The organism is Gordonia sp. DT219 (genome assembly GCF_049847065.1).
Taxonomy (GTDB): domain Bacteria; phylum Actinomycetota; class Actinomycetes; order Mycobacteriales; family Mycobacteriaceae; genus Gordonia.
Genome location: NZ_JBNCNR010000002.1, coordinates 421,883 through 445,391 on the forward strand (window position 1 = coordinate 421,883; position 23,509 = coordinate 445,391).

At 67.4% G+C, this 23,509-nt stretch carries 22 protein-coding genes, 1 tRNA gene and 1 pseudogene; 11 read left to right on the top strand and 13 right to left on the bottom strand.

The window, feature by feature from the left end; all coding sequences use genetic code 11:
* Positions 1 to 81 precede the first annotated feature (81 nt).
* Complete coding sequence (locus ACPXB3_RS05380) at positions 82 to 1,395, bottom strand: FhaA domain-containing protein (protein ID WP_425726805.1); 1,314 nt, start codon at positions 1,393 to 1,395, stop codon at positions 82 to 84.
* A gap of 338 nt (positions 1,396 to 1,733) precedes the next feature.
* On the opposite strand from ACPXB3_RS05380, the gene ACPXB3_RS05385 reads away from it, so the two are divergent.
* A tRNA-Leu gene (locus tag ACPXB3_RS05385) sits at positions 1,734 to 1,819 on the top strand.
* Between the two features lie 364 nt (positions 1,820 to 2,183).
* On the top strand, positions 2,184 to 3,311 hold the full coding sequence (locus ACPXB3_RS05390; protein WP_425726807.1) for a Swt1 family HEPN domain-containing protein: 1,128 nt from the start codon (positions 2,184 to 2,186) through the stop codon (positions 3,309 to 3,311).
* Positions 3,312 to 3,338: 27 nt separating this feature from the next.
* Here the strand turns inward: ACPXB3_RS05390 and ACPXB3_RS05395 are convergent, their stop codons facing one another.
* Entirely contained in the window at positions 3,339 to 3,890 is a 552-nt protein-coding gene (locus tag ACPXB3_RS05395; protein WP_425726809.1) for a hypothetical protein, read from the bottom strand.
* 44 nt (positions 3,891 to 3,934) lie between these two features.
* Entirely contained in the window at positions 3,935 to 4,585 is a 651-nt protein-coding gene (locus ACPXB3_RS05400) for a pentapeptide repeat-containing protein (RefSeq protein WP_425726812.1), read from the bottom strand.
* Positions 4,586 to 4,778: 193 nt separating this feature from the next.
* Between ACPXB3_RS05400 and ACPXB3_RS05405 the strand changes: the two genes are divergently transcribed.
* The 5 genes and pseudogenes from ACPXB3_RS05405 to ACPXB3_RS05425 all read left to right on the top strand — a co-directional run bounded on the left by ACPXB3_RS05405 (position 4,779) and on the right by ACPXB3_RS05425 (position 8,993).
* Positions 4,779 to 5,117 (top strand): ArsR/SmtB family transcription factor, encoded by a 339-nt coding sequence (locus tag ACPXB3_RS05405; RefSeq protein ID WP_425705391.1) that lies wholly within the window; start codon positions 4,779 to 4,781, stop codon positions 5,115 to 5,117.
* A 1-nt stretch (position 5,118) separates the two neighbouring features.
* A complete protein-coding gene (locus ACPXB3_RS05410) occupies positions 5,119 to 5,766 on the top strand; it encodes a dihydrofolate reductase family protein (RefSeq protein ID WP_425726814.1) in 648 nt (215 codons plus the stop codon).
* 8 nt (positions 5,767 to 5,774) lie between these two features.
* The gene (locus ACPXB3_RS05415; protein WP_425726816.1) at positions 5,775 to 6,236 is read left to right on the top strand and encodes an SRPBCC domain-containing protein; all 462 of its coding nucleotides are present in this window, start codon (positions 5,775 to 5,777) and stop codon (positions 6,234 to 6,236) included.
* A 64-nt stretch (positions 6,237 to 6,300) separates the two neighbouring features.
* Positions 6,301 to 6,764 (top strand): annotated as a pseudogene (locus tag ACPXB3_RS05420) (pyridoxamine 5'-phosphate oxidase family protein).
* A gap of 165 nt (positions 6,765 to 6,929) precedes the next feature.
* Positions 6,930 to 8,993 carry an MDR family MFS transporter gene (locus tag ACPXB3_RS05425; protein ID WP_425726818.1) on the top strand — a complete coding sequence of 688 codons (2,064 nt, stop codon included), beginning with the start codon at positions 6,930 to 6,932 and terminating at the stop codon, positions 8,991 to 8,993.
* Positions 8,994 to 9,029: 36 nt separating this feature from the next.
* Here ACPXB3_RS05425 and ACPXB3_RS05430 read toward each other — a convergent pair whose 3' ends face one another.
* Positions 9,030 to 9,686: a dihydrofolate reductase family protein gene (locus tag ACPXB3_RS05430; RefSeq protein WP_425726820.1), complete on the bottom strand. Its 657-nt coding sequence runs from the start codon at positions 9,684 to 9,686 to the stop codon at positions 9,030 to 9,032.
* Positions 9,687 to 9,780: 94 nt separating this feature from the next.
* Here ACPXB3_RS05430 and ACPXB3_RS05435 point away from each other — a divergent pair, with 94 nt between their 5' ends.
* Positions 9,781 to 11,130 carry an MFS transporter gene (locus ACPXB3_RS05435; RefSeq protein WP_425726822.1) on the top strand — a complete coding sequence of 450 codons (1,350 nt, stop codon included), beginning with the start codon at positions 9,781 to 9,783 and terminating at the stop codon, positions 11,128 to 11,130.
* Between the two features lie 94 nt (positions 11,131 to 11,224).
* On the opposite strand, the gene ACPXB3_RS05440 is transcribed toward ACPXB3_RS05435, so the two are convergent.
* Genes ACPXB3_RS05440 through ACPXB3_RS05470 form a run of 7 tightly spaced genes read right to left on the bottom strand, consistent with a single transcriptional unit; the run spans position 11,225 to position 16,894 of the window.
* On the bottom strand, positions 11,225 to 12,286 hold the full coding sequence (locus ACPXB3_RS05440; RefSeq protein WP_425726824.1) for an NAD-dependent epimerase/dehydratase family protein: 1,062 nt from the start codon (positions 12,284 to 12,286) through the stop codon (positions 11,225 to 11,227).
* Positions 12,283 to 13,191, bottom strand: coding sequence for an S-methyl-5'-thioadenosine phosphorylase (locus ACPXB3_RS05445; RefSeq protein ID WP_425726826.1), 909 nt, complete (start codon positions 13,189 to 13,191; stop codon positions 12,283 to 12,285). Before ACPXB3_RS05445 ends, ACPXB3_RS05440 begins: the two co-directional genes overlap by 4 nt.
* Positions 13,188 to 13,706: a hypothetical protein gene (locus ACPXB3_RS05450; protein ID WP_425726828.1), complete on the bottom strand. Its 519-nt coding sequence runs from the start codon at positions 13,704 to 13,706 to the stop codon at positions 13,188 to 13,190. The genes ACPXB3_RS05445 and ACPXB3_RS05450 overlap by 4 nt, the downstream gene beginning before the upstream one ends.
* On the bottom strand, positions 13,703 to 14,869 hold the full coding sequence (locus ACPXB3_RS05455; RefSeq protein ID WP_425726830.1) for a molybdopterin-dependent oxidoreductase: 1,167 nt from the start codon (positions 14,867 to 14,869) through the stop codon (positions 13,703 to 13,705). The genes ACPXB3_RS05450 and ACPXB3_RS05455 overlap by 4 nt, the downstream gene beginning before the upstream one ends.
* Positions 14,866 to 15,558: a class I SAM-dependent methyltransferase gene (locus ACPXB3_RS05460; RefSeq protein WP_425726832.1), complete on the bottom strand. Its 693-nt coding sequence runs from the start codon at positions 15,556 to 15,558 to the stop codon at positions 14,866 to 14,868. The genes ACPXB3_RS05455 and ACPXB3_RS05460 overlap by 4 nt, the downstream gene beginning before the upstream one ends.
* Positions 15,555 to 16,244 carry a TIGR04282 family arsenosugar biosynthesis glycosyltransferase gene (locus tag ACPXB3_RS05465; protein WP_425726834.1) on the bottom strand — a complete coding sequence of 230 codons (690 nt, stop codon included), beginning with the start codon at positions 16,242 to 16,244 and terminating at the stop codon, positions 15,555 to 15,557. The genes ACPXB3_RS05460 and ACPXB3_RS05465 overlap by 4 nt, the downstream gene beginning before the upstream one ends.
* Positions 16,241 to 16,894 (bottom strand): glycosyltransferase family 2 protein, encoded by a 654-nt coding sequence (locus ACPXB3_RS05470; RefSeq protein ID WP_425726836.1) that lies wholly within the window; start codon positions 16,892 to 16,894, stop codon positions 16,241 to 16,243. The genes ACPXB3_RS05465 and ACPXB3_RS05470 overlap by 4 nt, the downstream gene beginning before the upstream one ends.
* A gap of 150 nt (positions 16,895 to 17,044) precedes the next feature.
* On the opposite strand from ACPXB3_RS05470, the gene ACPXB3_RS05475 reads away from it, so the two are divergent.
* Genes ACPXB3_RS05475 through ACPXB3_RS05485 form a run of 3 tightly spaced genes read left to right on the top strand, consistent with a single transcriptional unit; the run spans position 17,045 to position 20,218 of the window.
* The gene (locus ACPXB3_RS05475; protein ID WP_425726918.1) at positions 17,045 to 18,409 is read left to right on the top strand and encodes a hypothetical protein; all 1,365 of its coding nucleotides are present in this window, start codon (positions 17,045 to 17,047) and stop codon (positions 18,407 to 18,409) included.
* A gap of 13 nt (positions 18,410 to 18,422) precedes the next feature.
* The gene (locus ACPXB3_RS05480; RefSeq protein ID WP_425726838.1) at positions 18,423 to 19,133 is read left to right on the top strand and encodes a response regulator transcription factor; all 711 of its coding nucleotides are present in this window, start codon (positions 18,423 to 18,425) and stop codon (positions 19,131 to 19,133) included.
* A 5-nt stretch (positions 19,134 to 19,138) separates the two neighbouring features.
* Positions 19,139 to 20,218, top strand: a complete 1,080-nt coding sequence (locus ACPXB3_RS05485; protein ID WP_425726840.1) for a sensor histidine kinase — start codon at positions 19,139 to 19,141, stop codon at positions 20,216 to 20,218.
* Here the strand turns inward: ACPXB3_RS05485 and ACPXB3_RS05490 are convergent.
* Positions 20,180 to 21,643, bottom strand: coding sequence for a phytoene desaturase family protein (locus ACPXB3_RS05490; protein ID WP_425726842.1), 1,464 nt, complete (start codon positions 21,641 to 21,643; stop codon positions 20,180 to 20,182). The two genes, ACPXB3_RS05485 and ACPXB3_RS05490, sit on opposite strands and share 39 nt — an antisense overlap.
* Positions 21,640 to 23,508, bottom strand: coding sequence for a DUF3556 domain-containing protein (locus tag ACPXB3_RS05495; protein ID WP_425726844.1), 1,869 nt, complete (start codon positions 23,506 to 23,508; stop codon positions 21,640 to 21,642). The genes ACPXB3_RS05490 and ACPXB3_RS05495 overlap by 4 nt, the downstream gene beginning before the upstream one ends.
* Position 23,509: the final 1 nt, after the last annotated feature.

A 23,509-nucleotide genomic window follows, 5' to 3' on the forward strand; every position in this document is an offset into this window, starting at 1 on the left:
GATGTGTCAGTTCTGCATCAACAGATTGCGTCCGACGAGGGCCGCGCAGACAGCGGACAGACGCGCCGGTGACTTTCGCCGCTACTGGAACCGGACTGTGATGTCAGAATGCCCCACCCGGATCCGATCACCGTCGGCGAGCTCCCAGCTGTTTACCTGGACGTCGTTGACGGTCGAGCCGTTGGTGGAGTTGAGGTCGGTGAGCATCGCCGTGCTGCCATCCCAGCGGATCTCGAGATGACGACGCGAGACGCCGGTGTCGGGGAGCCGGAACTGCGCATCCTGGCCGCGGCCGATGACATTCGAACCCTCGCGCAACGCGAAGGTGCGGTTGCTGCCGTCCTCGAGGACCAGCGTGATGGCGGTCGGCGCGTAGCCGGCGGCCGGCCGCCCGTAGCCCTGCTGGTAGTCGTAGCCGCCCTGCTGGCCGTAGCCGCCCTGGTCGTAACCCGGCTGGCTGTAGCCACCCTGCTGGCCGTAACCCTGGTCGTAGCCCTGCTGGCCGTAGCCGCCCTGGTCGTATCCCTGGCCGGGCTGGCCGTAGCCCTGGTCGTATCCCTGGCCTGGCTGGGCGTACCCCTGCTGGTCGTAGCCCGCCTGGTCGTACCCCGGCTGACCGTAGCCCTGGTCGTATCCCTGGGCGGGCTGTGCGTAGCCCTGCTGTCCATAGCCCTGGTCGTAGCCTTGCTGGCCGTAGCCGCCCTGGTCTTGGCCCGGTTGACCGTAGCCCTGGTCTTGACCGGGCTGCTGGCCGTAGCCGCCCGGATCGGGCGCCGGCTGCCCGTAGCCGCCTTGGTCGTAGCCCTGCTGTCCATAGCCCGGCTGCCCGTAGCCCTGCTGGTAGTCGTAGCCGCCCTGCTGGCCGTGGCCCTGGTCGTACGCAGGATCCGGGCCCCTGCGCTGGTCATATCCGGGGTTCTGCGTCATGTCTGGGGCTCCTACTACTTGTTTGGCCACACCTTCTGGATGCGGCTGTGAACGTGGTCGGCGTGCGTCTCCGTTACGCACCGCGCGCGGCTCGACGTCCGGATTGACCGCGCCGCGCGCACGGAACATACCTGTATGCAGGGACGGAGACTGGTCGAATTCGACGACGACCTGACCGTATGTCTGCCACCCGTTGTCCTTGATGAAGTTCTCCAGGTGTTTGGAGAACCGCTTGCGGTTCAACTCGTACTCGGCCGCAACGTGCTCGTGGTCGGTCGGGCTGAACAGCAACGTGTAGCTGTTCGCGGCCAGGATTGTACCGTCTCCGAGGTCTTCCAACGAGCCCTCGGCTTCTCGCTGCAGGCCGTTCTCGATCTCCTGCGGGGCGACCTCGCCACCGAATACCCGGGCGAAACCGTCGTCGACCGCGCCCTCGAGCTTGCGTTCGATCCGCTGCAGAATACCCACCGCCGACCTCCCTTCGCGGCTTATATGGCGTGTCGCCGTGCGTATAGCCTTTCTAGATGATACCGATACTGACGGCCAAGGCTGCCGTGAAGCAACTGTCGTACCGTCTGCAACATACGTATCAGCACCGTCAGGTGCGACGCACCACCTGACTCCATGGTGTCTGACCAGCGGATTCACGTCCAGTCGCCGGTCTTCGACCGCTCGAATGACGACCACGTCCAGCGCAGGGCCGGGCTGCCCGATTTTCTACTACGGGCCGCGCGGTGCTATCGTCGTCCAGGCTGTTGATCGAACCCAACGATCACGGTCATGCCCGCCGATCAGTCGGCGGCCACGGGCGAGTGGCGGAATGGCAGACGCGCTGGCTTCAGGTGCCAGTGTCCTTCGGGACGTGGGGGTTCAAGTCCCCCTTCGCCCACCACGAGCGGTTCAGCTCAAATCGGAACACACAGGTCAGGTCGCGGGATGCGGCCTGGCCTTTCGTTATTGTGCGATTGTGCGGCGTTATTGTGCGGCGGGTGTATTTCATCTCGGACGGATCTTCATCACTCGGCCGATATGTCACACGCCTGTAGGACATTCGCAGTTTTTGTCACCGGTTACCGATAGGGTCCCTCACCGGGGTTGCACATGAGCGCTCCATTGCCGAGTCGAGCTGGAGGGAGAACTGCCGTGCGTTCGAGAGCCGACGATCGCGGGTCTTTCACTGCCCTGCGCCAGGAGCACGAAGGCGGCCGCGCGAGGCCGGCCGTGGAAGGCGAATGGGTACTCGAGGAGGCGGCCCAATGACTTTCGATCCACGCCACTCCGTCGATGACGGTCTCCATCACCTTGCGAATCTACTCGATCCGATCATCGGCGTACGGCTCGCGCAGAGCCTCGGTGGCCTACCGTGGCCGACCGTACTCAGTGAGCTCGACAAGATGAAGGGCAAGACCCCCAAGTCCTACTCTGCGACCGATCTGCAATCGCAGCTCAGGATCATCACCGAACGCCTCGGCAACCTCGGATATCCGTTCGATGACCACACCCGTGTGGTGAGCACGCTCGGCAACGAGCTCCGAATCGTGCGAAACCGCTGGGCGCACCACGACGACCTGACGGCGCTCGATGCTTGGCGCGCTCACGATTTCGCGGTGCGACTCCTCGAGCATTTCGGCGATGAGCCCGGAGCCGTGGACGCACGGAAGCTCCGTGATGCGGCATTCGACAGCTTGGCCGTGGAACGTGGGATCGCCGAGCACGTCGTCCCAGCGCCCACGCAGCCGGTCGAGCCCTCGGAATCCGATCCAGATGCGCAGCCAGAAGGTGAAGCGCAGCCGGAAGCTGAAGTGGTCCGGCCGGATCCATCGGTGTTGACGCGATCCGATTCCACGGAGACGCCGACGATCGGCTCGGGCCGTTCCGAATTCGAGCCGTGGGCGGTCGTGGCGGTCGGTGATGTTGCTGTCCTCGACGACCTGCCCAAGAAGGTGGCAAAAGATAAAGTCCGAGCGGTCGCTGTGGAGATCGCCGATTTCGAGGGTCCGATTCACATCAATCGGCTGGCTGCGCTCACCGCGGCTTCCTTTGGAGTTCAACGTCTTTGGTCGGAACGAGAAAAGAAATTGATCTACCAGATCAAGCAGACCGGACTGGTGGTCGACGACGACAAGACGGTCTGGCCAACCGATCTCGACCCGAAGGCATGGACGGAGTTCCGTCCCAACGACAGCACTGTCGACCGGCAGTTCACCGAGATCAGTCCGGTGGAGGTCGCCAATGCCATGCGCTTCCTGAAGGAGAACAATCCCGGGATCAGCGAGGCCGACCTGGATACGGCCACCCTCCAAACCTTCGGCCGCAAGCGCAGAACGAAGCAATTCGCGGCGCATCTCGACAAGGTGCGGAGCCTGCTGAGCGTCAAGCCGTAGAGGTCTACGTGGCCGCTGCCGTCGTGATCATCCGGTCGAGAGTGGGCTGGAACTCGGCGCGTAGCGCGTCTGGATCTGCGCATATTCCTTGTCGAGTTCGTGCAGCCGCTGTGCCGCGCGCGGTGTCGGATCGTGTTGGGCGAGCTCCTGAACCGCCGACCGCATCGCGGCAGCGCGGCGCTCGAACTCGGCCCATTCCGAAGGGGTGGCGCGTCGCGGCCAGAACAAGTAAGCCGCGGTCCCGGCGACAACGGCCACCGCCAGCACGACGCCGATGAGCAGGTACTCGGGGTGTGCCGGAATCCCGGTGACGACACCGACCCGTGGGTGCCGTGCGCGACCGAAGGTGCAGGGTTCACCCGTAGTTGGGGCCGAGGGGTCGTCGGTGCAACCGGTACGAGCGCGGGCCGAGAGGGCCGCAACGATCACGATCGCCGCCGCGGCCACGATGCTGCGACCGAGGACCGTCGCCAGAGTTCGTCGTGAAGGCCGCAGCCGCCACCCGACGCAGGACCACAGGCCGGGTTGCCCGGTCGACCGCGCCTGGCTGCTCATCCGTACCTCCGACTTCTCCTTCATCCGCTCGATCGGTATCAGGGCAAGGCTAGCTAGCGGCGCCCCTGTCAGACGACCTGAATCCGGGCTCCGCGGGCGGTCAGCCATGACTGCAGTTGCGGTCCACTCAGGACGTCGGGTGCTTCGTCACCCACATCGATCGCTCCGGAGATGCGGCCCGTGGCACCGTGCAACGTCGCCCCGGACAGCCGGCTGCCGCCAAGGTCGGTGGAACCCTCCCCGGAATCGAACAGAACCGCATCCAGGGTCGCGCCCCGCAGGTCGACATCGGGCATGAACGCGTTGCGGCAATCCGCGCCGGTGAGGTCGGCCTCGCGCAGGATCGCCGTGTCGAGGTCACACCGTTGCAGGTAGGCACCTCGCAGAACCGCTTGTGCGGCATTGCAATCGGACAGATCGGCTTTACGGAGTTGAGCGTTGGTGAGGTCGGCACCACGTGCATCCGCCGCGGACAGACAGGCGCCGTTGAGCCGGCTGTCCCTGAGCACGACACCTCGGATATCCGCGTCGGAAAACCAGGCGCCACCGAGATTCAGGCCGCGGAGATCGGCACCTCGGAAGTCGCGGTCGCTTCCAGCGAGAATCGGTATCGACTCTTGGCGGGCGGCTCGCCGGAAGAAGTCCTCCAGCGCGGCGCGGGCAGCCGGGTCGTCGGGCCAGCGACGCACGGCCGCAGGATCGGTCTGGTACTCGGTCACTGCACCTGCCTCATACGATCGACCGCCACGAATCGGGTCAGGATATCGCTTCGCCGAGAACCCAACCGCAGCGTGACCAACGGTGGTGCGGCGGGCCGCGGGCGCCGCGTCGCTGATGGCCCATGTGGCGCTGTCGGTGCGGAACAGCCGGGGCCCCTTGACGCCTCGTCCCGTATCGCCGATACTTAGGCATGTGCCTAAGTATCACGCCGAGCTCGACGCGGTCCTGCGGGCTCTCGCGGATCCGACGCGGCGGGCCGTTGTCGAACGCCTGGCGAAGTCGCCGGCGGTCGTGTCCGACCTCGCGGCACCGTTCTCGATGGCATTGCCCTCGCTCATGCAGCACTTGCGCGTGCTCGAGGATGCAGGCCTGATCACGTCGGAGAAACAGGGCCGCGTCCGCACCGTGAGCCTGCGCCCCGGGGCCCTCGACGTCGTGCACCTGTGGCTCGACGAGCAACGAACCCCCGCCGAACGCCACGCCGACCGGCTCGGCATCCACCTGACCCGCTCCACCCCGAAGGGAACCTGACATGACCCGCGTACGTCTTGACATGTTCGTCTCGCTCGACGGCTACACCTCGGTGGCCGATGAGGCCGCCGACAACCCGATGGGTGACGACTGGGAACGCCTCACGGCCGCCTACGTCGCCACCCGCACGTTCCGGCAACGCATCTTCGGTGACACCAGTGGCGCCGGCACCACCGGCGTCGACGACACCTACGCCGCCGCATTCTTCGAGGGCGTCGGCGCCGAGATCATGGGTGCGGCCATGTTCGGTCTGCACGCCTTCCCCGACAATCCGGAATGGCAGGGCTGGTGGGGTGACGAACCACCGTTCGGCACCCCGGTCTACGTGCTCACCCACACCGCGCCGCGTCCGGCGATCCCGATGCAGGGAGGGACGAAATTCCACTTCCGCAGTGGCGCAATCGAAGAGGTGCTCGCCGAGGCCACCGAGACGGCCGGCGGGAAGGATGTGCGCATCGGCGGCGGTGCGCGGACCGCACGCGAATTCCTGCGTGCCGGACTCGTCGACCACGTGCATCTCATGGTCGCCCCGGTCGTCCTCGGGCGAGGTGACCGGCTGTGGGACGACCTGCGCGGCCTCGAATCCACCCACAAGGTGACGACGGAAACGGCCGAAAGCGGCACCACCCACGTCACGTTCACCCGATAGGAGACCCGATGACCGTCGAACGCCGCCTCGCCCGTTCCGGATTCACCCTGACCCGCGACTACCCCGCCCCGATCGGACGTGTCTGGGACGCCTTCGCCGACGAACCACAGAAGCTGGCCTGGTGGGGTGCGGGCGACGACATCGAGCCCGGCGAATGGGCCTTCGACTTCCGCGTCGGCGGACGCGACGTCGCCGAGGGCATCTTCCACCACGGCTGGGTCTCCCGGTACGAGGCCACCTACACCGACATCGTCGAGCACAACCGCATCGTCACGAGCTACGACATGTGGATCGACGGTATGCACATGTCGACGTCGGTGGCGTCGCTGGAGTTCGATCCGACCGATGACGGAACCCGGTTCACCCATACCGAACACGGCGTCTTCTTCGACCGGTTCTGGGACGGCGGTACGGGCCGCGAGGAAGGCACGCGCGGCCTCCTCGACGCCCTCGGCACCTACCTCGCCTAGACCGCGAGAGCACGGCGTTCGCCGGACGGGCCCGCGCCGGACCCGCCCGTCCTATCGTGAACACATGGCCACCTGGGACGAATTCGAGCACACCGCACCACGAATCGCAGCGGTGTTCCGTCGCCGTCACACCGCGGTCGGCAACCTCTGCATGCTGGGCACACTTCGTGCGGACGGTTTTCCACGGATCAGCCCGATGGAGCCCCGCTTCTTCGAAGGGCAGCTGTGGCTCGTCGGCATGCCCGACACCGCGAAGTTCGCCGACCTCGCCCGAGACCCACGATTCACACTGCACACCGCGACGCGAAGGTGCGGGGCACCGTCGAGGATGTCCGGGACACGGCACTGCATCAGCGCTTCGCGGCGGATCTCTACGACGACACCGGTTTCGACCTGCGCGGACGCGCCTTCGACCACTTCTTCGCCACGGATATCGTCGGCGCGGCGGCCGTCGAGATCGACGACGGACACCTCGACATCACGACGTGGCGTGCGGCTGGGGTCGAGCAGGTGCACCGCAAGCATTGAGACGGTGGACATTTGCAGCGATCGGCCGTCGCGCTATCGAATATCCGGACAATCACGCGGACCACCGACCCGCGGCCACCCCGGCCGGTAGCGTGGGCCACTGACAACCCGGCGGTATCAGCAGTCGACCGGTTCATCGCGTATCCGGTCGGATCGGAGGAGCCGATGGCCACGTCCGCGACGGCGACCGAGGCATCACGACCAGCGCTCACGCCCACCCGGCGGAACCTGATCTTCGCGTCCATCGCGGTCGGGATGCTGCTGGCCGCGCTCGACCAGACCATCGTGGCCACCGCGCTACCGACGATTGTCAGTGACCTCGGGGGCGGCGGCCACATGAGCTGGGTCATCACCGCCTACATGCTCGCCGAAACGGTGTCGACGGTCCTGGCAGGCAAGCTCGGCGATCTCTTCGGACGCAAGAACATGATGATCGGCGCGGTCGTGGTGTTCATCGTCGGATCGTTTTTCTGCGGACTCTCCGGCGGCATGGCCATGCTGATCATCTCGCGCGCGGTGCAGGGCATCGGCGGTGGCGCCATCACCGTGACCGCCACCGCCCTCATCGCCGACGTCATCCCGCTGCGCCAGCGCGGCGCCTACCAGGGCGCGCTCGGAGCGGTGTTCGGCGTGACGACGGTGATCGGCCCCCTGCTCGGCGGGCTGTTCACCGACCACCTGTCCTGGCGGTGGGCGTTCTACGTCAACGTGCCGGTGGCGATCATCGTGGTCGGGATGTCGATCGCGTTCATCCCCGGCGCCGCCGAGAAGATCCGCAGCAAGATCGACTATCTCGGTGTGGTCTTCGTGACTCTCGGATCGGTCGGATTGACCCTCGGATTGTCCTGGGGCGGATCGCAATACGCGTGGGGTTCGGCGACCATCATCGGACTGTTCATCGGTGCGGTGATCGCCTTCGTCATCTTCGTGTTCGTCGAACTCCGTGCGACCGAACCGATCCTGCCGATGCACCTGTTCCGGCGGCGGGTGTTCACCGTCGCGGCGATCCTGTCGTTCGTCGTGGGATTCGTGATGCTCGGTGCGATGACCTACCTGCCCACCTTCCTGCAGTACGTCCAGGGCACCTCGGCCACCGAATCGGGTTTGCGCACACTGCCGATGATGGTCGGGTTGCTGATCACCGCCATCTACTCCGGCCGTGTCGTCGGCCGCACCGGCAAGTATCGGATGTTCCCGATCGCCGGGTCGGCGGTCATCGCGATCGGGCTCTATCTGCTGTCCCGGATGGACGAGCACACCTCGATCCTGGTCACGTCGATCTTCATCTTCATCCTCGGCGCCGGGATCGGCCTGATCATGCAGGTGCTGACGATGGTCGTGCAGAACACGTCCAGCTACCACGATCTGGGCACCTCCACCTCGGCGGTCACCTTCTTCCGCACCCTGGGCATGTCGTTCGGGACCGCCGTGATGGGCACCCTCTACTCCAACAAGCTCGGCGCCGAACTGCCCGCCGCGATCGCCCAGGCCCGGCTCACCAATCCGGCAGCGGCCACGCAACCTGCGCTCCTGCACGCACTCGACTCCGCCCAGCGCGCTCCGATCGTGCACGCCTACGCCCAAGCCACGCAATTCATCTTCTTCTGGGTGGTGCCCGGCGCCCTACTGGCGTTCGTGCTGGCGTTCTTCCTGCCTCAGGTTCCCTTGCGCGACAGCGCGAAAGACGCCGCCCGCGGACCGTCGGAAGGCTTCGCGATGCCCGAAGACAACCGCTCCGAGGTCACACTCGAAACCATCATCGGGCGGATTCTGCACCGCCGAGACCGCGGATCGGTTCTCGCGCAAGCACTGCAGGCCGCGCACAGCCCGCTCGACGTCCCCACCGCATGGGGTCTGCTCACCGTCGGCTTGCCCGCGAAGTTCCTCGACGTCCAGCCCCGCCAAGCCGACATCGAACAACGGATCGGCATACCCGTCGGCGTCCTCGACTCCTTCTACGACGGCATCGTCGACGCCGGATACCTCAGCCGTGACGGCGAACGCCTGCAGCCGACAGCGGACGGCCGCACCCAGGTCGACGCGATCACCGCCGCCTGGCGGGACTGGCTCGTCGGCCAGGTCCACGACTGGCTCTCGGATGACGGGGACCACGCCCAACTCACCGCCGACGTCACCGCCGCACTGAATCGGATCGCCCATCGAGCCCTCGAAGAAGAGCAGATGCCGACCGGCAAGCACGCACTGGCCAGTACTGCCGGCACGTCGTGATTCTCATGCAAGCCGACGACGCAGAGCTCGGATCTCTCAGGTGCCGGCCGGCCGGTACACATGGGCCACCACACCGCCGCTGAACGCGGTCGCGTCGACCAGCCTCAGATCGGCGGGCTCGCCGAGATCGGCGAACAGTGCGAGGCCCGAGCCGAGTGCGGCCGGATGAATGAGCAGCCGGTACTCGTCCACCAGACCCAACCGGATGAGGCTGCGGGCGAACAGGGATCCGCCGTGGGCGAGAACGTAGTCGCCGGGTTCTTCCTTCAGTCGCCGAACCTCCTCGGCGAGTTCGCCATTCGCGATCCGCGGCGAATCCCAGCCGAAACCCTCGGCGGTCGAACCTGTTACGTCCCGATGGCGCAGTGTCTCCTGGCGGGTGAACACCACCTTCGGGATCTCGTTCATCGCCGCTGCCATCGGGCCCGACGCGGTCGGCCAGTAGCCGATCATGCCGTCGTAGGTGCGCCGGCCCATGACGTGCAGACCTGCCTGCGAGAGCGTCTGGAGCACCCAGGCCGTCGAGTCCTCGCTGCGCGAACGGAACTGCCAGTCGAGTTCGCCGCCGGGGCCGGCGACGAACCCGTCCAACGACATCGACATCTTCAACACGAGATCCCGCACCCGAACCACTCCTTCGACGACCGTCAACAGCGAACACTGGGATAGACCGGGATACGTGCCGAAAGTCATCGGGCTCGTCGAACCGGTACTTCGGGCCGGGGTTTGACTCACCGAGATTCCTAACCTGTGCACCCGACGACCAGGGCGATAGCGTCCGACACCCATGTCGACTTCCTTGACCACTCCGGCGGTCTCGTCGTCGCCGGCCCGTGCCGGCACCGCGTCGGAAACCGATGATGAGCGCCGCAAACGGCTGCGCACGGTGGTGGCCGCGAGCCTGCTCGGCACCACGATCGAATGGTACGACTTCTTTCTCTACGCCACCGCCGCGAGCCTCGTCTTCAACAAGATCTTCTTCCCCGACCAGAGTTCGTTCACCGGCACGCTGCTGGCGTTCGCGACCTTCGCGGTGGGCTTCGTCGTCCGCCCGATCGGTGGCGTCGTCTTCGGGCATATCGGCGACCGGATCGGACGGAAACGCACCCTCGCGCTGACGATGGTGCTGATGGGCGTCGCGACCGCACTCATGGGCGTGCTGCCGACCGCCGCGCAGGTCGGGGTCGCCGCACCCGTCCTGCTGTTGCTGATGCGAATACTGCAGGGCTTCGCGCTGGGCGGCGAATGGGCGGGTGCGGTGCTGCTCGCGGTGGAACACAGCCCGGCGCGCCGGCGCGGAATCTTCGGCAGCATCCCGCAGATCGGACTCGCGATCGGGCTCGCACTCGGCACCGCCGTCTTCGCACTGCTGCAGGTCGCCTTCGACGACAGTCAGTTCCTCGCCTACGGCTGGCGCATCGCCTTCCTGGTGAGCATCGTGCTGGTGGTCGTCGGATTCGTGGTGCGGCTCAAGGTCGAGGAGACCCCCGCCTTCACCGAGGTCGACGCGCTCGCCGAGAAGTCGTCGGTGCCGATCAAAGACGTTGTACTGCAGCCCAACACCCGTAATACGATCCTCGGCCTGCTGGCGCGGTGGGGCGAGGGATCGGCGTTCAACACCTGGGGCGTCTTCGCGATCGCCTACGCCACGTCGTCCCTGCACATGAACAAGGTCGCGGTGCTGGTGGCCGTCAGTATCGCCTCGGTCGTGATGGCCGTGCTGCTGCCGGTGTCGGGGATGCTCACCGACCGCTACCGTCCCCGACAGATCTACCTGGCGGGCATGGTCGCCTACGGAGTCTCGATCTATCCCGTCTTCGCGCTGTTCGGCACCGCCGATCTGCTGTGGTTCACGCTCGGGCTCGTCCTGGTATTCGGGATCGTCCACGCCCTGTTCTACGGTGCGCAGGGCACGTTCTTCGCGAGTCTCTATCCCACTCGCGTGCGCTACACCGGGCTGTCGGTCGTCTACCAGTTCTCGGGTATCTACGCATCGGGCCTGACGCCGCTCATCCTGACCGCGCTGATCGGCGCGAACCACGGTTCCCCCTGGCTCGCGGCCGGTTATCTGGTGCTCACCGCCGCGATCAGCGTCGTCGCGACCGCGCTCGTCCGCGAAAAGGACCTGTACTTCTGACCGATTCCTCGGCGTCGCGTGCAGGTGGTGACCGCGGGACCCCGAGGTGCGCGGTTCGTGTCTCGCTGCCAAGGAGTCCTTGGCCTGCGCGATGTCAGCGGGCGCCTGCTGTCTCGCGCAGTGGTTCTTTGGCGAACGCCCGCAGACCCGACTGTGGGTCGATCCGCGCGCGGAAGCCCAGGACGTCGGCTGCACGGGCGGGATCGGCCACGACGTGCCGGACATCGCCGGCACGGAATTCCCCGGTGATCACCGGGACCGGACCGGACAGTTCGTCAGACAGGATGGTCGCCACCTCCCCGATGCTGATCGGATGTCCGGACGCGATGTTCAGCGGGCAGAACATGGCGCCGGGACCCTCGAGGAGTGACTCGATCGCCATGACATTCGCCGATGCCACGTCGTCGACATGCACGAAGTCGCGCATCTGGCGACCGTCCTCGAAGACCCGAGGCGGGCGGCCGCCGGCCAGTGCGGAACGAAAGATCGACGCGACACCCGCATACGGTGTGTCACGCGGCATGTTCGGTCCGTACACGTTGTGATACCGCAGCGCGACCGCGCTGCCCCCGGTGCAGTTCGCCCACGCCCGGGCATAGTGCTCCTGCGCTGCCTTGCTTGCGGCATAGTGGTTTTGGGGGCGTAGCGGCGCATCCTCGGGGGTGAGCGTCCAGCGCGTGTCCTGCCCGTGCGGGCCGCGGTGATCGAACACGCCGGCGGCCAGATCGTCCCGATTGCGGGGGCTCACCTCGGTCACGCCCAGGCCGTCGGATGTGACATGACTACCGTTGCCGTACACCACCATCGACGACGCGATCACCAGGCGAGCGATCTCCTTGCGCGCCATGGCCGCAAGGAGGGTCGCGGTCCCCGAATCGTTGTGCCGGGCGAACTCCGGGGCATCGGAGAACCCCACCCCGAGGCCCACCAGGGCGGCCTGATGGGAGACGACGTCGACGCCGGCGAGAGCCGCGTCGATGCCTGCCGGATCGTTGATGTCGACCGATGACACGCCGTCCGGTGGCGGTGTGTCCGCGAGGTGGGCGCTCGGCAGCATCGCGTCGACGCCGATCACCTCATGGCCGCGACCGGCGAGGATCGCGCACACGCGCGAACCGATGAATCCCGCTGCCCCGGTGACCAGTACGCGACTCACCGGGACCCCGCGGTTGCGACAGGCGTGGGCGTTGCCGACGCGGTCGAGGTGCCGGAAACCGTCGACAGCATCGCGTCGACGTCGTGGTTGACACGTGCACAATCGCATCCGGCCGGAGAGGAGAGGCCGGCGACGGCCATGGCGACCCGCTCCTTGAGGCGCGGCAGGTTGCGCGCGAACTCGGCGAACACGTCGGCGGCGGCCACTCCGTCACCTGGGGCCACGCCCGCGTCGAGATCGGTGACCAGACACAATGTGGCATAACATATTCCGAGCTCCCGGCACAGCGATGCCTCCGGCTGGCCGGTCATGTTGATCAGGCTCGCACCCCAGGCGGCGTACATTCGGCTCTCGGCGCGGGTGGAAAAGCGCGGACCGTCGATGACCATCATCGTTGCGCCGTCGACGACCTGTGGTCCCGAGTCGCCGACCTGTGGTCGGGGATCACACAGCGTGGCCCGGAGCCGCGGGCAGTACGGATCGGCGAAGCCGATGTGTACCGGATCGTGTTCGCGCACCGAGGTCGAGGTGCGGTCGAAGAACGTCGTCGCGCGTCCCTGGGTGCGGTCGATGAGCTGGTCGGGCACCACCAGCGCACCGGGACCGACTGCGGGGTCGAGTGAACCGACGGCGGCCGCCGCTATCACGGCGCGAACGCCGAGAGCGCGAAGTGCCCACAGATTCGCACGATAGGGCACCTGGTGGGGCAGATACTCGTGGTGGGCTCCGTGCCGTGGGAGGAACACCACACGTCGTCCATCCAGCGTGCCGACGACCGGTGGTGCAGAAGGAGCACCGAACGGAGTGTCGATCTCGACTGGGTGCGCGGCCGGATCGGCCTCGACGAAGTCGTAGAAGCCGGTACCGCCGATGATGCCGACCGCGTCCGGGTCTGTGCCGTTCATGATGTCTCCTCGGTGTCATTGTCGGAAGGGGTTGTGGTGGTGTGGATGTCGATGCCGACATCGGCATCGGTATGCGTCCTTCGACGACTGTGGGTGGCTCTCAGACGGCCCACGGCGATCGTTGCGATCACCGCCGCCCACACCAGGGCGAGGGTGATCAGGAGCCCGAGACCGTACGGGCGGTCGAGCAGGGTCGGATTGTCGACGGGACGCTGGCCGTTCGGTCGGGGCGCGAGAACGGGCACCGCCAAGAGGGCCAGGACCGCAGTGAACGCCAGTCCCACCGCGACGGGAACGTGGTACGCCCGGCCCCGCAGTGAGCGCCGGACCATCCACCACATCCCGAGCCACAGGGGTGCCAGCACCGCGTCGTGTCCGAGAACCCCGCCCGCGAGCCAGACGATCATCGAACGCCAATCCGGCTGCGCGACAGAACGGATGGTCAGCGTCACGCCATAGCCGATCAGGATGACGCCGAGCCCGGCGGCGGCGACACGCAGCACCGTCGTCGTCATGTGCGTGCCTCGATCCGGCTCAGCCATTTGGTCTGCATCACGCCGGGAAGGCCAGGCGCGATGAGTCGCGCCGGATAGCCGTGATCGATCGTGAGCCGATCACCGTTGAGCAGCAGCGCGATCAGGGTGAGGTCGTCGGATACCTGGGCTCCGGGGATGTCGGCCACCGCGTACGCGCCGCGCTCCAGCGACACCATGCGCGCTCCCGACTCCGGTCGTCCACCGACCGCGGCGACGAGATCGCGCAGCCGGATCCCGGTCCACTGCGCCGAGGCGCTCCAACCCTCCACGCATGCGATCGGCAACCGGACCGTGTACTGGGGGAGCGACTCCAATGCGGCCACCGAGAACATCTGTCTCACCGAGCCATTGGAGATCACGAGCCGATAGTCCGCAGACGTGGCGGCCGCACCGATCCTGGCCGCACTCGCGGTGCGATTGATCGGCAGACCCTGGGGTCCCGTACCCGAACGGGGGGCCAGGAAGGCCAGTCTGCGCAGGGGAGTGACGGTCTGCCCGGCGAAGGCGACGACGGCCAACCCGACGCCCGCTGACGTCGCGCGCAACACGGTGCGCCGCGACGGTCCGGTGGCCGCGTCCGGGCGCACGGGAGGCGAGTGCCCCCCGCCGTCGCCCCCGGCGTCGCCCTCGCCGAACGCGCGGCGAATGATCGGGAATTTGACCGCGATGTGGATCAGCAGTGCGCCGATCGCGACGTAGGCCACCGCATGATGTGCTGCTGGAAAGAAGAACGCCCACGGGTACCAGTGCGCGATGTTCAGCAGTCCGGTCACGAGTTCGAACACCGCCGAGGACACGAGCACGGCGATACCAGCACGTTCGGCAATCCGTATCCCAGAACCGAAGATGGGTCGTTCGAACAGCTTTCGGTACACCAGGCCGAGCTTCACCAGGAGCAGCGGGATCGCGGCGATACCGGTCAGGACATGCAGGCCCTGGGTGAACCGGTAGAGCCACACCGGGTGGGCCGGCCAGGCGAACCAGCCGGGCGGGTGCTGGATCAGGTGTGAGAGCACACCGGTCACGAAGCACACACCGAAGGCGATCCCGAGGGCCAGGCCGACCCGCACCGTCGTGCCGCGATCCTCGTCTTCCTGTCGTGTCCGCAGGAGGTCGGACCCGTCGAGGCCGGAGCTGTTCATCGCCGCACCACCTCGACGAGGAGCCTGTCCCCGATCTCGGTGGTGACGGCGACGTCGAATCCGTGTCGTGGCAATAGTTCTCGAAGTCCCGCGATTCCGACCTGCGCCCACTGGAACCACGGGCCGGTGTGGGTCTCGCTCTCGATGCGGACGACCTCGACGGTGTGGCCGGAGATATGTGGATCGATCTCGGCGAGCAGGGAGCCGCCCGGCCCGAGCAGCGCGCCGACCCTGCCCAGGAGGCGGTCGGGATCACCGCCGATGCCGATGTTGCCGTCGATCAGCAGCGCATGCGCCCAGCGTCCTTCGCACGGAAGGCGTCCGAGAATGTCGCGCTGTAGCACCGGGATTCCCCGAATGCGAGCCGTGGCCACCGCGGTGTGCGATTCATCCACGCCCAGCGCTGTCACGCCGCGGGTGGTGAGGGCATCCACCAGTCGGCCGGGGCCGCATCCGAGATCGACGGTGGGCCCGTGACAGTGGCGCACCACCGCGGCGTCGAACGCCGCGTCGGCCGCGTCGTCGGACGTGCCGTGCCACCGCGACACCGGAAGATGGGTCCGACGGCCGTCGACCGCCCTCAGCAGACAGCGCGCCCCGCTCAGCGCGTGATCGAAGACCCCGAGCTCGCCGGTCACGACGCTTCCCGCCGGGCCGGCGAGCATGGCGAGGTCAGTATCGGTGGTCATGAAGCACTCGCAACGGGGCCGATCGCCGACGCGGTGGCGGCGAATTCGGCACCGGCCGAACATGATGAGGCCACCGCGGCCACATCTTCGGGGTGGTCGACATCGCGCAACCACGGCAACCGATTCACTCGCAGGCCCGCGCGACGCAGAACCCGGGTGGTGTGGGCGGCGGTGTAGGCACGTGACATGGGCACCCCCCGCAGTAAGTCTGCGCCCGCGGCGTCGGTCAGGCCCAGCGCCCACCAGCCGCCGTCGTCGGCGGGACCGAGCCAGGCGGTGGACGGGCCGGAGGTGGCCACCCGTTCCAGCGACCGGGACATGACCGTCGGACCGAGTTGCGGGGTGTCCATGCCGATCTGGAGCACATGCCGGATTCCGGCGCGGGCCGCGTCGAGATGCGCGTTCATGAGGCGTTCGGCAAAGTCGTTCCCGCGCTGGGCAAATACATCGCAGGCGGCGAGTTCGCCGGCCAGCTCGTCTCTGCGGATCGCCGCAGTCAACTCGCCGCTCCAGGCCACCAACACCCGGGCGCCCTCGACCGCACGCGCCTGACGGAGGGTGTCCAACAGCGCCGACGCGGCGAGTTGTGCGGCTCCCTGCGCGCCGTAGACCGGGGCCAGGCGGGTCTTGGCGGCACCGGGCACCGGTGACTTCGCCACGATCAGGATCGCCGCGTCCGAACTCATGAGAGCACCGCGAGGAAGTCGCGCCCGGCCCGAAGCGAGCCGCACAGTGTGCCCGACACCTTGGAGGTCCCCGCCGCCCGCGCCCGATAGTCGACGTCGACCTCGGTGATACGCAACCCGGCCGCGGCCGCGCGGAGCACGAACTCCACCGGATAGCCCGAACGCCGATCGGCGATGTCCAGCTGCAGCAACGTCGTCCGGGAGATGGCGCGCATGGGGCCGATGTCATGCACCGCGATCCCATACCGCGTTCGTAATCGCCACGCGGCCACCAGGGTTCCGGCGCGTGCATGCCATGGCCAGGCGTTCGGGGACTCGGGTCGTCGGCGGCCGAGGGCAACGTCGGCGCCGGCGTCGAGGGCGTCGACGAGCAGTGGTAGCTGTCGCGGGTCGAGTGAGCCGTCGCCGTCGAGGGTGCAGACGATGGAGGTGTCGGCCGCGAGAACTCCCGCGTGTACCGCACTTCCGTAGCCGGGACGCTCCTCGGTGATCACCCGTGCGCCGTGGCGTGACGCGACCTCTGCGGTGGCGTCGGTGGAGCCGTTGTCCACGACGAGTGCCGAGTACCCGATCGGAATCCGCTGCAGCACAGCGGGTAACGCAAATGCCTCGTTGCGGCAGGGGATGATGACGGTGATCTCGGATTGCACGGATTCATCGTATGAACGACTCGGCGTTGCGGACAGGGGAGCGATGCTTACCGAAGTGTGACGTCCGCACCGATGTCTTACGGAAGTGTGACGTCGGCGTAGGTTCCTGCCGTCGGCTGCTGTTGCGCGTTAGTCTTCGGTGTCGTGAACATCTCTGTGGGCCAACGTGTCCCGACCACAGAAGAGGCCCGGGCAGTGGAGCGGTCATGGGCGGGGAGGCGCTCTGCGCTCGCGCTCGCAGTGACGGCGCTGCTGGTTGCCGCCGCCGTCGCACTGCCGCTGATCTCGGGAGATGCGCTGCGTGGCAAGATCTTCGCGCAGGCTGCGCCACTGTTCGGTGTCTGGAATCCGCATGTGGGGCCGGGTACCGTACCCGCAGTGCTGATGGCGTTGCTCGGCGTCACGGTGGTTCCCGGACGACTGGCCACCATGAACGTGCGTGCGTTGGCGTGGAGCACATGGGCGCTGGGCTTGCTCTGGACGATGTCCCTGGCACTGGTCGACGGCTGGCAGCGGGGGGTGGCCGGTCGCCTCACCAGACCCGACGAATACCTATCCGAGGTCGGCGGGGTGCACAGCATCCCGGCCATGCTGTCCGGCTTCTCGGCGCGAATCGTCGATCATCAACCGGATTCCTGGACCACCCACGTCTCCGGTCACCCGCCCGGCTCGCTGCTCACCTTCGTGGTGCTCGACCGGATCGGACTCGGCGGCGGGGCATGGGCGGGACTGTGGTGTGTGCTCGTCGGGACGTCGGGACTGGCCGCGGTGATCGTGGCGCTCGATCGTCTGGGCGCACCGGACGCCGCGCGAAGGTGCGCGCCGTTCCTGGCCTTCTTTCCCGGTCTGATCTGGGTCGGCGTATCCGCCGACGGCTACTACATGGGGGTGGTGGCCTGGGGACTCGCCCTGCTCGCGGTCTCGGCCACCGCGGCCGGGCGACGTGCGGCGACTGCCGGGGTCGGTGCGGGTCTGCTCCTGGGGTTCTCGGTGTTCCTGAACTACGGACTCGTCCTGGCCGGGGTGATGGCACTGACGATGGCGGCCGCCGCACGGTCGTGGCGGCCCCTGCCGTGGGCCGTCCCGGCCGCTCTGGCCATGGTGGCCGCGTTCTGGCTCGCCGGATTCTGGTGGCTCGACGGCTATCACCTCGTGGTGGCGAGGTACTACCAGGGGATCGCGTCGCAGCGTCCGTTCGCCTACTGGGGGTGGGCGAACCTCGCGGCAACGGCGATCGCGGTCGGCCCCGCCACCGTCGCCGCCCTCGGGCGCGCAGCAGGTCTACCGGCGCTGCGTCGCCGCGAACTGTGGCCCGCATTCGCCGGGCTCGCCGCGATCGTCGTCGCCGATCTGAGCGCGCTCAGCAAGGCCGAGACAGAACGGATCTGGCTACCCTTCACAGTGTGGATGGTCACCGTCACCGCAGTTCTGCCGCCCCGCGCCGCCCGTTGGTGGCTCGGTGCGCAGGTGGTCGTGGCGCTGCTGGTCAATCATCTGGTGCTCACCTACTGGTGAAAGGCTGACTCCGATGCGCATTCTGGTCGCCGACGACGACGCGGTGGTGGTCGACGTGGTCGGCCGGTACCTGCGCCACGCGGGCATGGAGGTGGTCGGGGTGGTCGACGGGGCCGCTGCCCTTGCCGAGATCGACCGGGGTGCAGTCGATCTCGCTGTCGTCGACGTCATGATGCCGGAACTCGACGGGATCGAGGTATGTCGCTCGGTGCGTGCCGGCGACCACTGCGATCTGCCGCTGATCCTGCTCACCGCGCTCGGCTCCGCCGACGATCGGGTACTCGGTCTCGAGTCGGGTGCCGACGACTACGTGACCAAACCGTTCAGCCCGCGGGAGCTGACGCTGAGGGTCCAGTCGGTGCTGCGCCGCATGCACCCCGCTCCTCCTGTCTCCGTCGATCCCGGACCCGGCGTGTCCGGCGAACTCACCGACGGTGCGGTGCGGGTCGACCTGCGTGCCCAGGTGGTGACGGTGGACGACCGACCGCTGTCGACCACCAAACGCGAGTTCGACCTGATCGCCTTCCTGATCGCCCACCCCGACGAGGTGTTCGGCCGCGACGAACTGCTCGAGCAGGTCTGGGGCTGGAAGTTCGGCGACCAATCGACGGTGACGGTGCACATCAAACGGATCCGCACCAAACTCGGCGCGGCCGCCCACATCGACACGGTGTGGGGCCGGGGCTATCGCTGGACGCGCGACTCGACGCCGGGAATCCGGTGAGCACGATGACGACCGACACCCTCGGCATCCTTGCCGTCGCACTGGCGTGGACCGCGCCGCTCGTCGCGATCGGAGCCGCCTTCCTGTGGTGGCAGCAGCGGTTGTCGCTACTGGTCAGCCTCGTCATCATGACGTTGATCCCGCTGGTCGCCACCCTGGTCGGGGTCTTCGCGGTGAGTGGGTTGATGGTGACCGGAGACCTGCGTCGCACTGCGACGGTGCTGGCCGCGGTGGCGGTGGTGACCGTGCCTGCGGCGTTGGTACTCGGGCGCATCCAGGCACGTCGGACGGTCTGGGAACGACAGATGCGCGAGCAGGAGCGGGCCGCCGATCAGTCGCGGCGCGAACTGATCGCGTGGGTCAGCCACGATCTGCGTACTCCGCTCACCGATATCAAGGCCATCGCCGAATCGTTGTCGGATGCCGTGGTGACCGACCCGGACGAGGTCGTCGCGTTCGCCCGGCAGATCGGCCTCGACGTCGACCGGCTCTCGGCGATGGTCGCCGACCTGTTCGAGATGGCGACGATCAACGCGGGCGCGTTGCATCTGGACATGGAGGATATCGATCTCCGCGAGGTGATCGACGAGGTGGTCGGGTCGGTGCGTTCGGCGGCCGGTCGCGGCGAGATCGACATCGTCATCGATGCGCCCGATACGGCCGTCGGAATCACCGGCAGTGCGCATGCGATGTCGCGTGTGATGACCAACCTGCTGGTCAACGCGGTGGCACACACCCCGTCAGGCGGTTCCGTGCGGATCGCGACGGGGATCGATGCGGGCGGCGGGGCCGATGAGATCGCGGGCGGTTCGGCTCGGGTGGCGTGGTGTCGCGTCGACGACTCGGGTGCGGGGATCGACTCCGACGACCTTCCCCGCATCTTCGAGATGGCCTACCGCGGCACCGCTGCGCGCTCTCCCGCCCGCACGGACACCGTTCCGGCCGGGTCCGGCATGGGGTTGGCGATCGCTCGCGGGCTGATCGACGCCCACGCAGGCACGATCACGGCATCCAATACCGGATCGGGAGCCAGGTTCGAGGTGCGCCTACCGGTTGCCGGGGCGTCGACGGTCGCGCGCCCCTGATTCCAGGTCCGCCAGCGCGGACTCCGCCGCGTGGAACCCGCCCATTCCGTGCACGCCGGCCCCGGGAGGCGTTGCCGCCGAGCACAGGTACACACCGGGGACGCCCAGGGCATACGGGTCGACGGCGATTCGGGGACGCATGACGACCTGACGCATGGTGTTCGCGCCGGCGCTGATGTCACCCCCGACGTAGTTGGCGTTGTCCGCCTCGAGCGCTGCGGGCCCTCGCGTCGAGACCGCAAGGATCCGGTCGCGGAATCCGGGGGCGAACCGTTCGATCTGCCGGGTCACCGCCTCCGTCGCATCTCCCGAGTAGCCATGTGGCACATGGGCGTACGCGTAGATCGGATTGGCGGTAGGGCTCGAACGGCTCGGGTCGATCACATACTGCTGTCCGAGGAGCACGAACGGTTGCTCGGCCATCCGGCCACGCACGGTGCCGAGTTCGGTGTGCGCGATCTGCTCCGCGGAGCCACCGAGGTGCACAGTGCCCGCACGGCGGCAGTCGTCGTTGGTCCAGGGGATGTCGCCGTCGATCGCGAAATCGACCTTGAACGCCGCCGGGCCGTAGGAGTAGCGGGTCAACGACCGCCGTACGTGGGCTGGTAGTGCGTCGCCGACGATCTGCAGTACTCCGGCGGGCGCGGTGTCGAGCAGGACGAGGTCGGGTTTCGAGCCGATCAGATCGGCGAGCATGGCCGGCGAGGTCACCCGGACATCGGTGATCACCGTGCCGCCCGACTCGGACAGCTTCGCCAGCAGTGCGCGGGCGATCGCCTCGCTGCCGCCTTCGGCAACCGGCCAGCCGACCGCGTGGGCCGCGGCGGTAAGCATCATCCCGACCGAACTGGACAGCGGACCGTCCAGCCGATGGAAGGCGTGCGCCGCGACACCCATGAACAGCGCCTTCGCGGGCTCGTCGCGGAAGTACCGGACCGCCACCGTCGCGGGCATCGCGGCGCGCACACCGAACCTGCCGAGGGTGAGCGGGTGTCGGGGGACGTGCAGGATCGGCCGGAACACCTCGTCGATCAGGTCGTCGAACCGATCGACGGCCGCATCGAACATCCGCGACCACCGCGTCGCATCCGCACCGAGGGATGCCGGCGTGAGCGCCCGGTCGCGGCCGGCGAGCCCGGCCCGCCCGTCGTCGAGCGGGTGCGCGAGATCGATCTCGGGCCAGAGCCAGCGCAGTCCGTATCGCTCGAGATCCAGCGACGCCAGATACGGCGATGCCACGCCTGTCGGATGGAAGGCTGCACATTCGTCGTGCAGCAGACCCGGAACGGTGAGTTCGCCGGTCCGGGTGCCGCCGCCGGGCCGAGAACCGGCCTCGACGACGGTGACGTCGATCCCGGACTGCGCGAGGCGCACGGCAGCGGCGAGTCCGTTGGGTCCGCTCCCGACCACGACAGCTGTTGTCATCTCTCCATCATCCGATCGTCGGCCGTGCGGCCGGTGAGGGTGTGCTGGCGGACGAACCCGGGCGCGGTCCACGAAACATCCAGCGGGACAGGTCCATTGGGCAGCCACGGCTGCTCGTCGACGCAGTCGGACACCTGCCACGTTCCGCGCTCGACGACGCCGAGTGCCGCGTCGATGACCCGGTAGCGCTGCGGAGTGCTCACCTTCCACGGAGTCGCCTGCGATTCACAGTAGGCGACGACGAGGTCTCCCGGTTCGAGACCGAGTCGGTTCTGGATGGCGGCGATGAGCCGTTCGTCGTGCATGTGCCCATCGCCGAAGTTCCAGCCGAGGATGGTGTTGCACATGAACTCACCTTCGCGCATCGTCCGGCTCTCGATGTCGTCGAGGTGCTCGTACATCGCGGAGAGCAGCCCGCGGCCCTGGCTGTGCATCGATCGCCAGCAGACCGCCTTCTGCAGCATCATCTCGGCGTCGTCGCGCGAATAGGGCGTGGGAGCCATGCGCTGCAGCTGGTCGATCTGGTTCTCGACGAGGGGCAGTTCGTTGAGACGCTCCTCGATGCCGGGGCGCATCGCCCACACCGCCGACGCCCAGTTGCCCGCGTATTGGCGCATCGACGGCAGGAACGAGACCAGATCGGGCCGGAGATTGCCCAGGATCGGACCGAACAGGGCGAGCGCGAACACCGGGACCAGAATCCACCCATGGTGGAAATTCCAGATGCCGTACGTCGAGGCATCGAAGCCGTCCCCGAATCCGCCCCAGAGCACGATCGCGATATAGCCGAAATAGACATTCCATTCCAGCGGGACCGCGAGCGGGAATGTCGAGGTGATGAAGATGTGGAAGGCGAGTATCACCACCGCGCCGATCATCGCCACGGTGCTGTTTGTGACCAGGAGGAGCACCAGCGGGATCACGATCTCGACGGTCGTGCCCGCGACGTGCGCCATGAACCATGCCAGGCGACTCGGACGCAGATCGGTCGGCGCGTCCCGGTAATGCGCCTTCTTGAGGAAATCCGGTTGTCCGGGGCTGTTGGAGATCATCGGCGGGATCACGTTGATGAAGTGCTCACCGAGCTTCGACACCCCGGCCCCGACCCACACCACGACGATGATGATCTTGAAGACGATCACCAGATCCACGAAATCGGCCGCGGTGGAACCGCCACGGAGGACGACGGCGCCCAGGATCGCCGACCACAGCATGATCGGCAGGTATTGCTCGGACCGGGCGGCCAGGAAGATCACCTTGTCGCGCAACCCCATCAGCGGCATCACGACCAGGATCGGGATGAACGCGTAGGCCGGGATCAGTTCCTGGGCGGTGGTGCCGACCGGAACATGCGGAACCGGGGCGGCGTCGACCACCAGCGGGAACACCAGGGCGGCGAGCACCGCGAGGAAGAGCACGACGTCGAACACGGTGCGCTCGTCGCCGCCGGTGAGCGGAACCTTCCGCGCCCACGGCGCCATCCGGATGGTTCCCGGGCGGATCCAGTAGCGGATGTTGCCGAGCATCGGGACGAAATGCCCGCAGAGCGGGCCGAACGCGCCCGCCAGACCGATGACCTCGAGGAGCATCAGCCACACGGCGAGTTTCTGGTAGGTGATGATGTGGGTGAACCACGTCGCCGGGTCGGTGAACGCCACGGTCGACGACGTCCACGACGTGATCGCAAGGCCGACAGCGAAATACAGACCGAACATCTTGAGCACGTAGACCACGTGCAGCATGCGCGGGGTGTTGAATCCCTCGGTCACCCAGGTGGTGGTGAGGACGCGGAGCCGGTCGCGCAGCGGCAGCGCCAGCAGCTCGGCCGCGGGCATCGGCTCGGGAGCGGGGGTGAAGAAACCCATG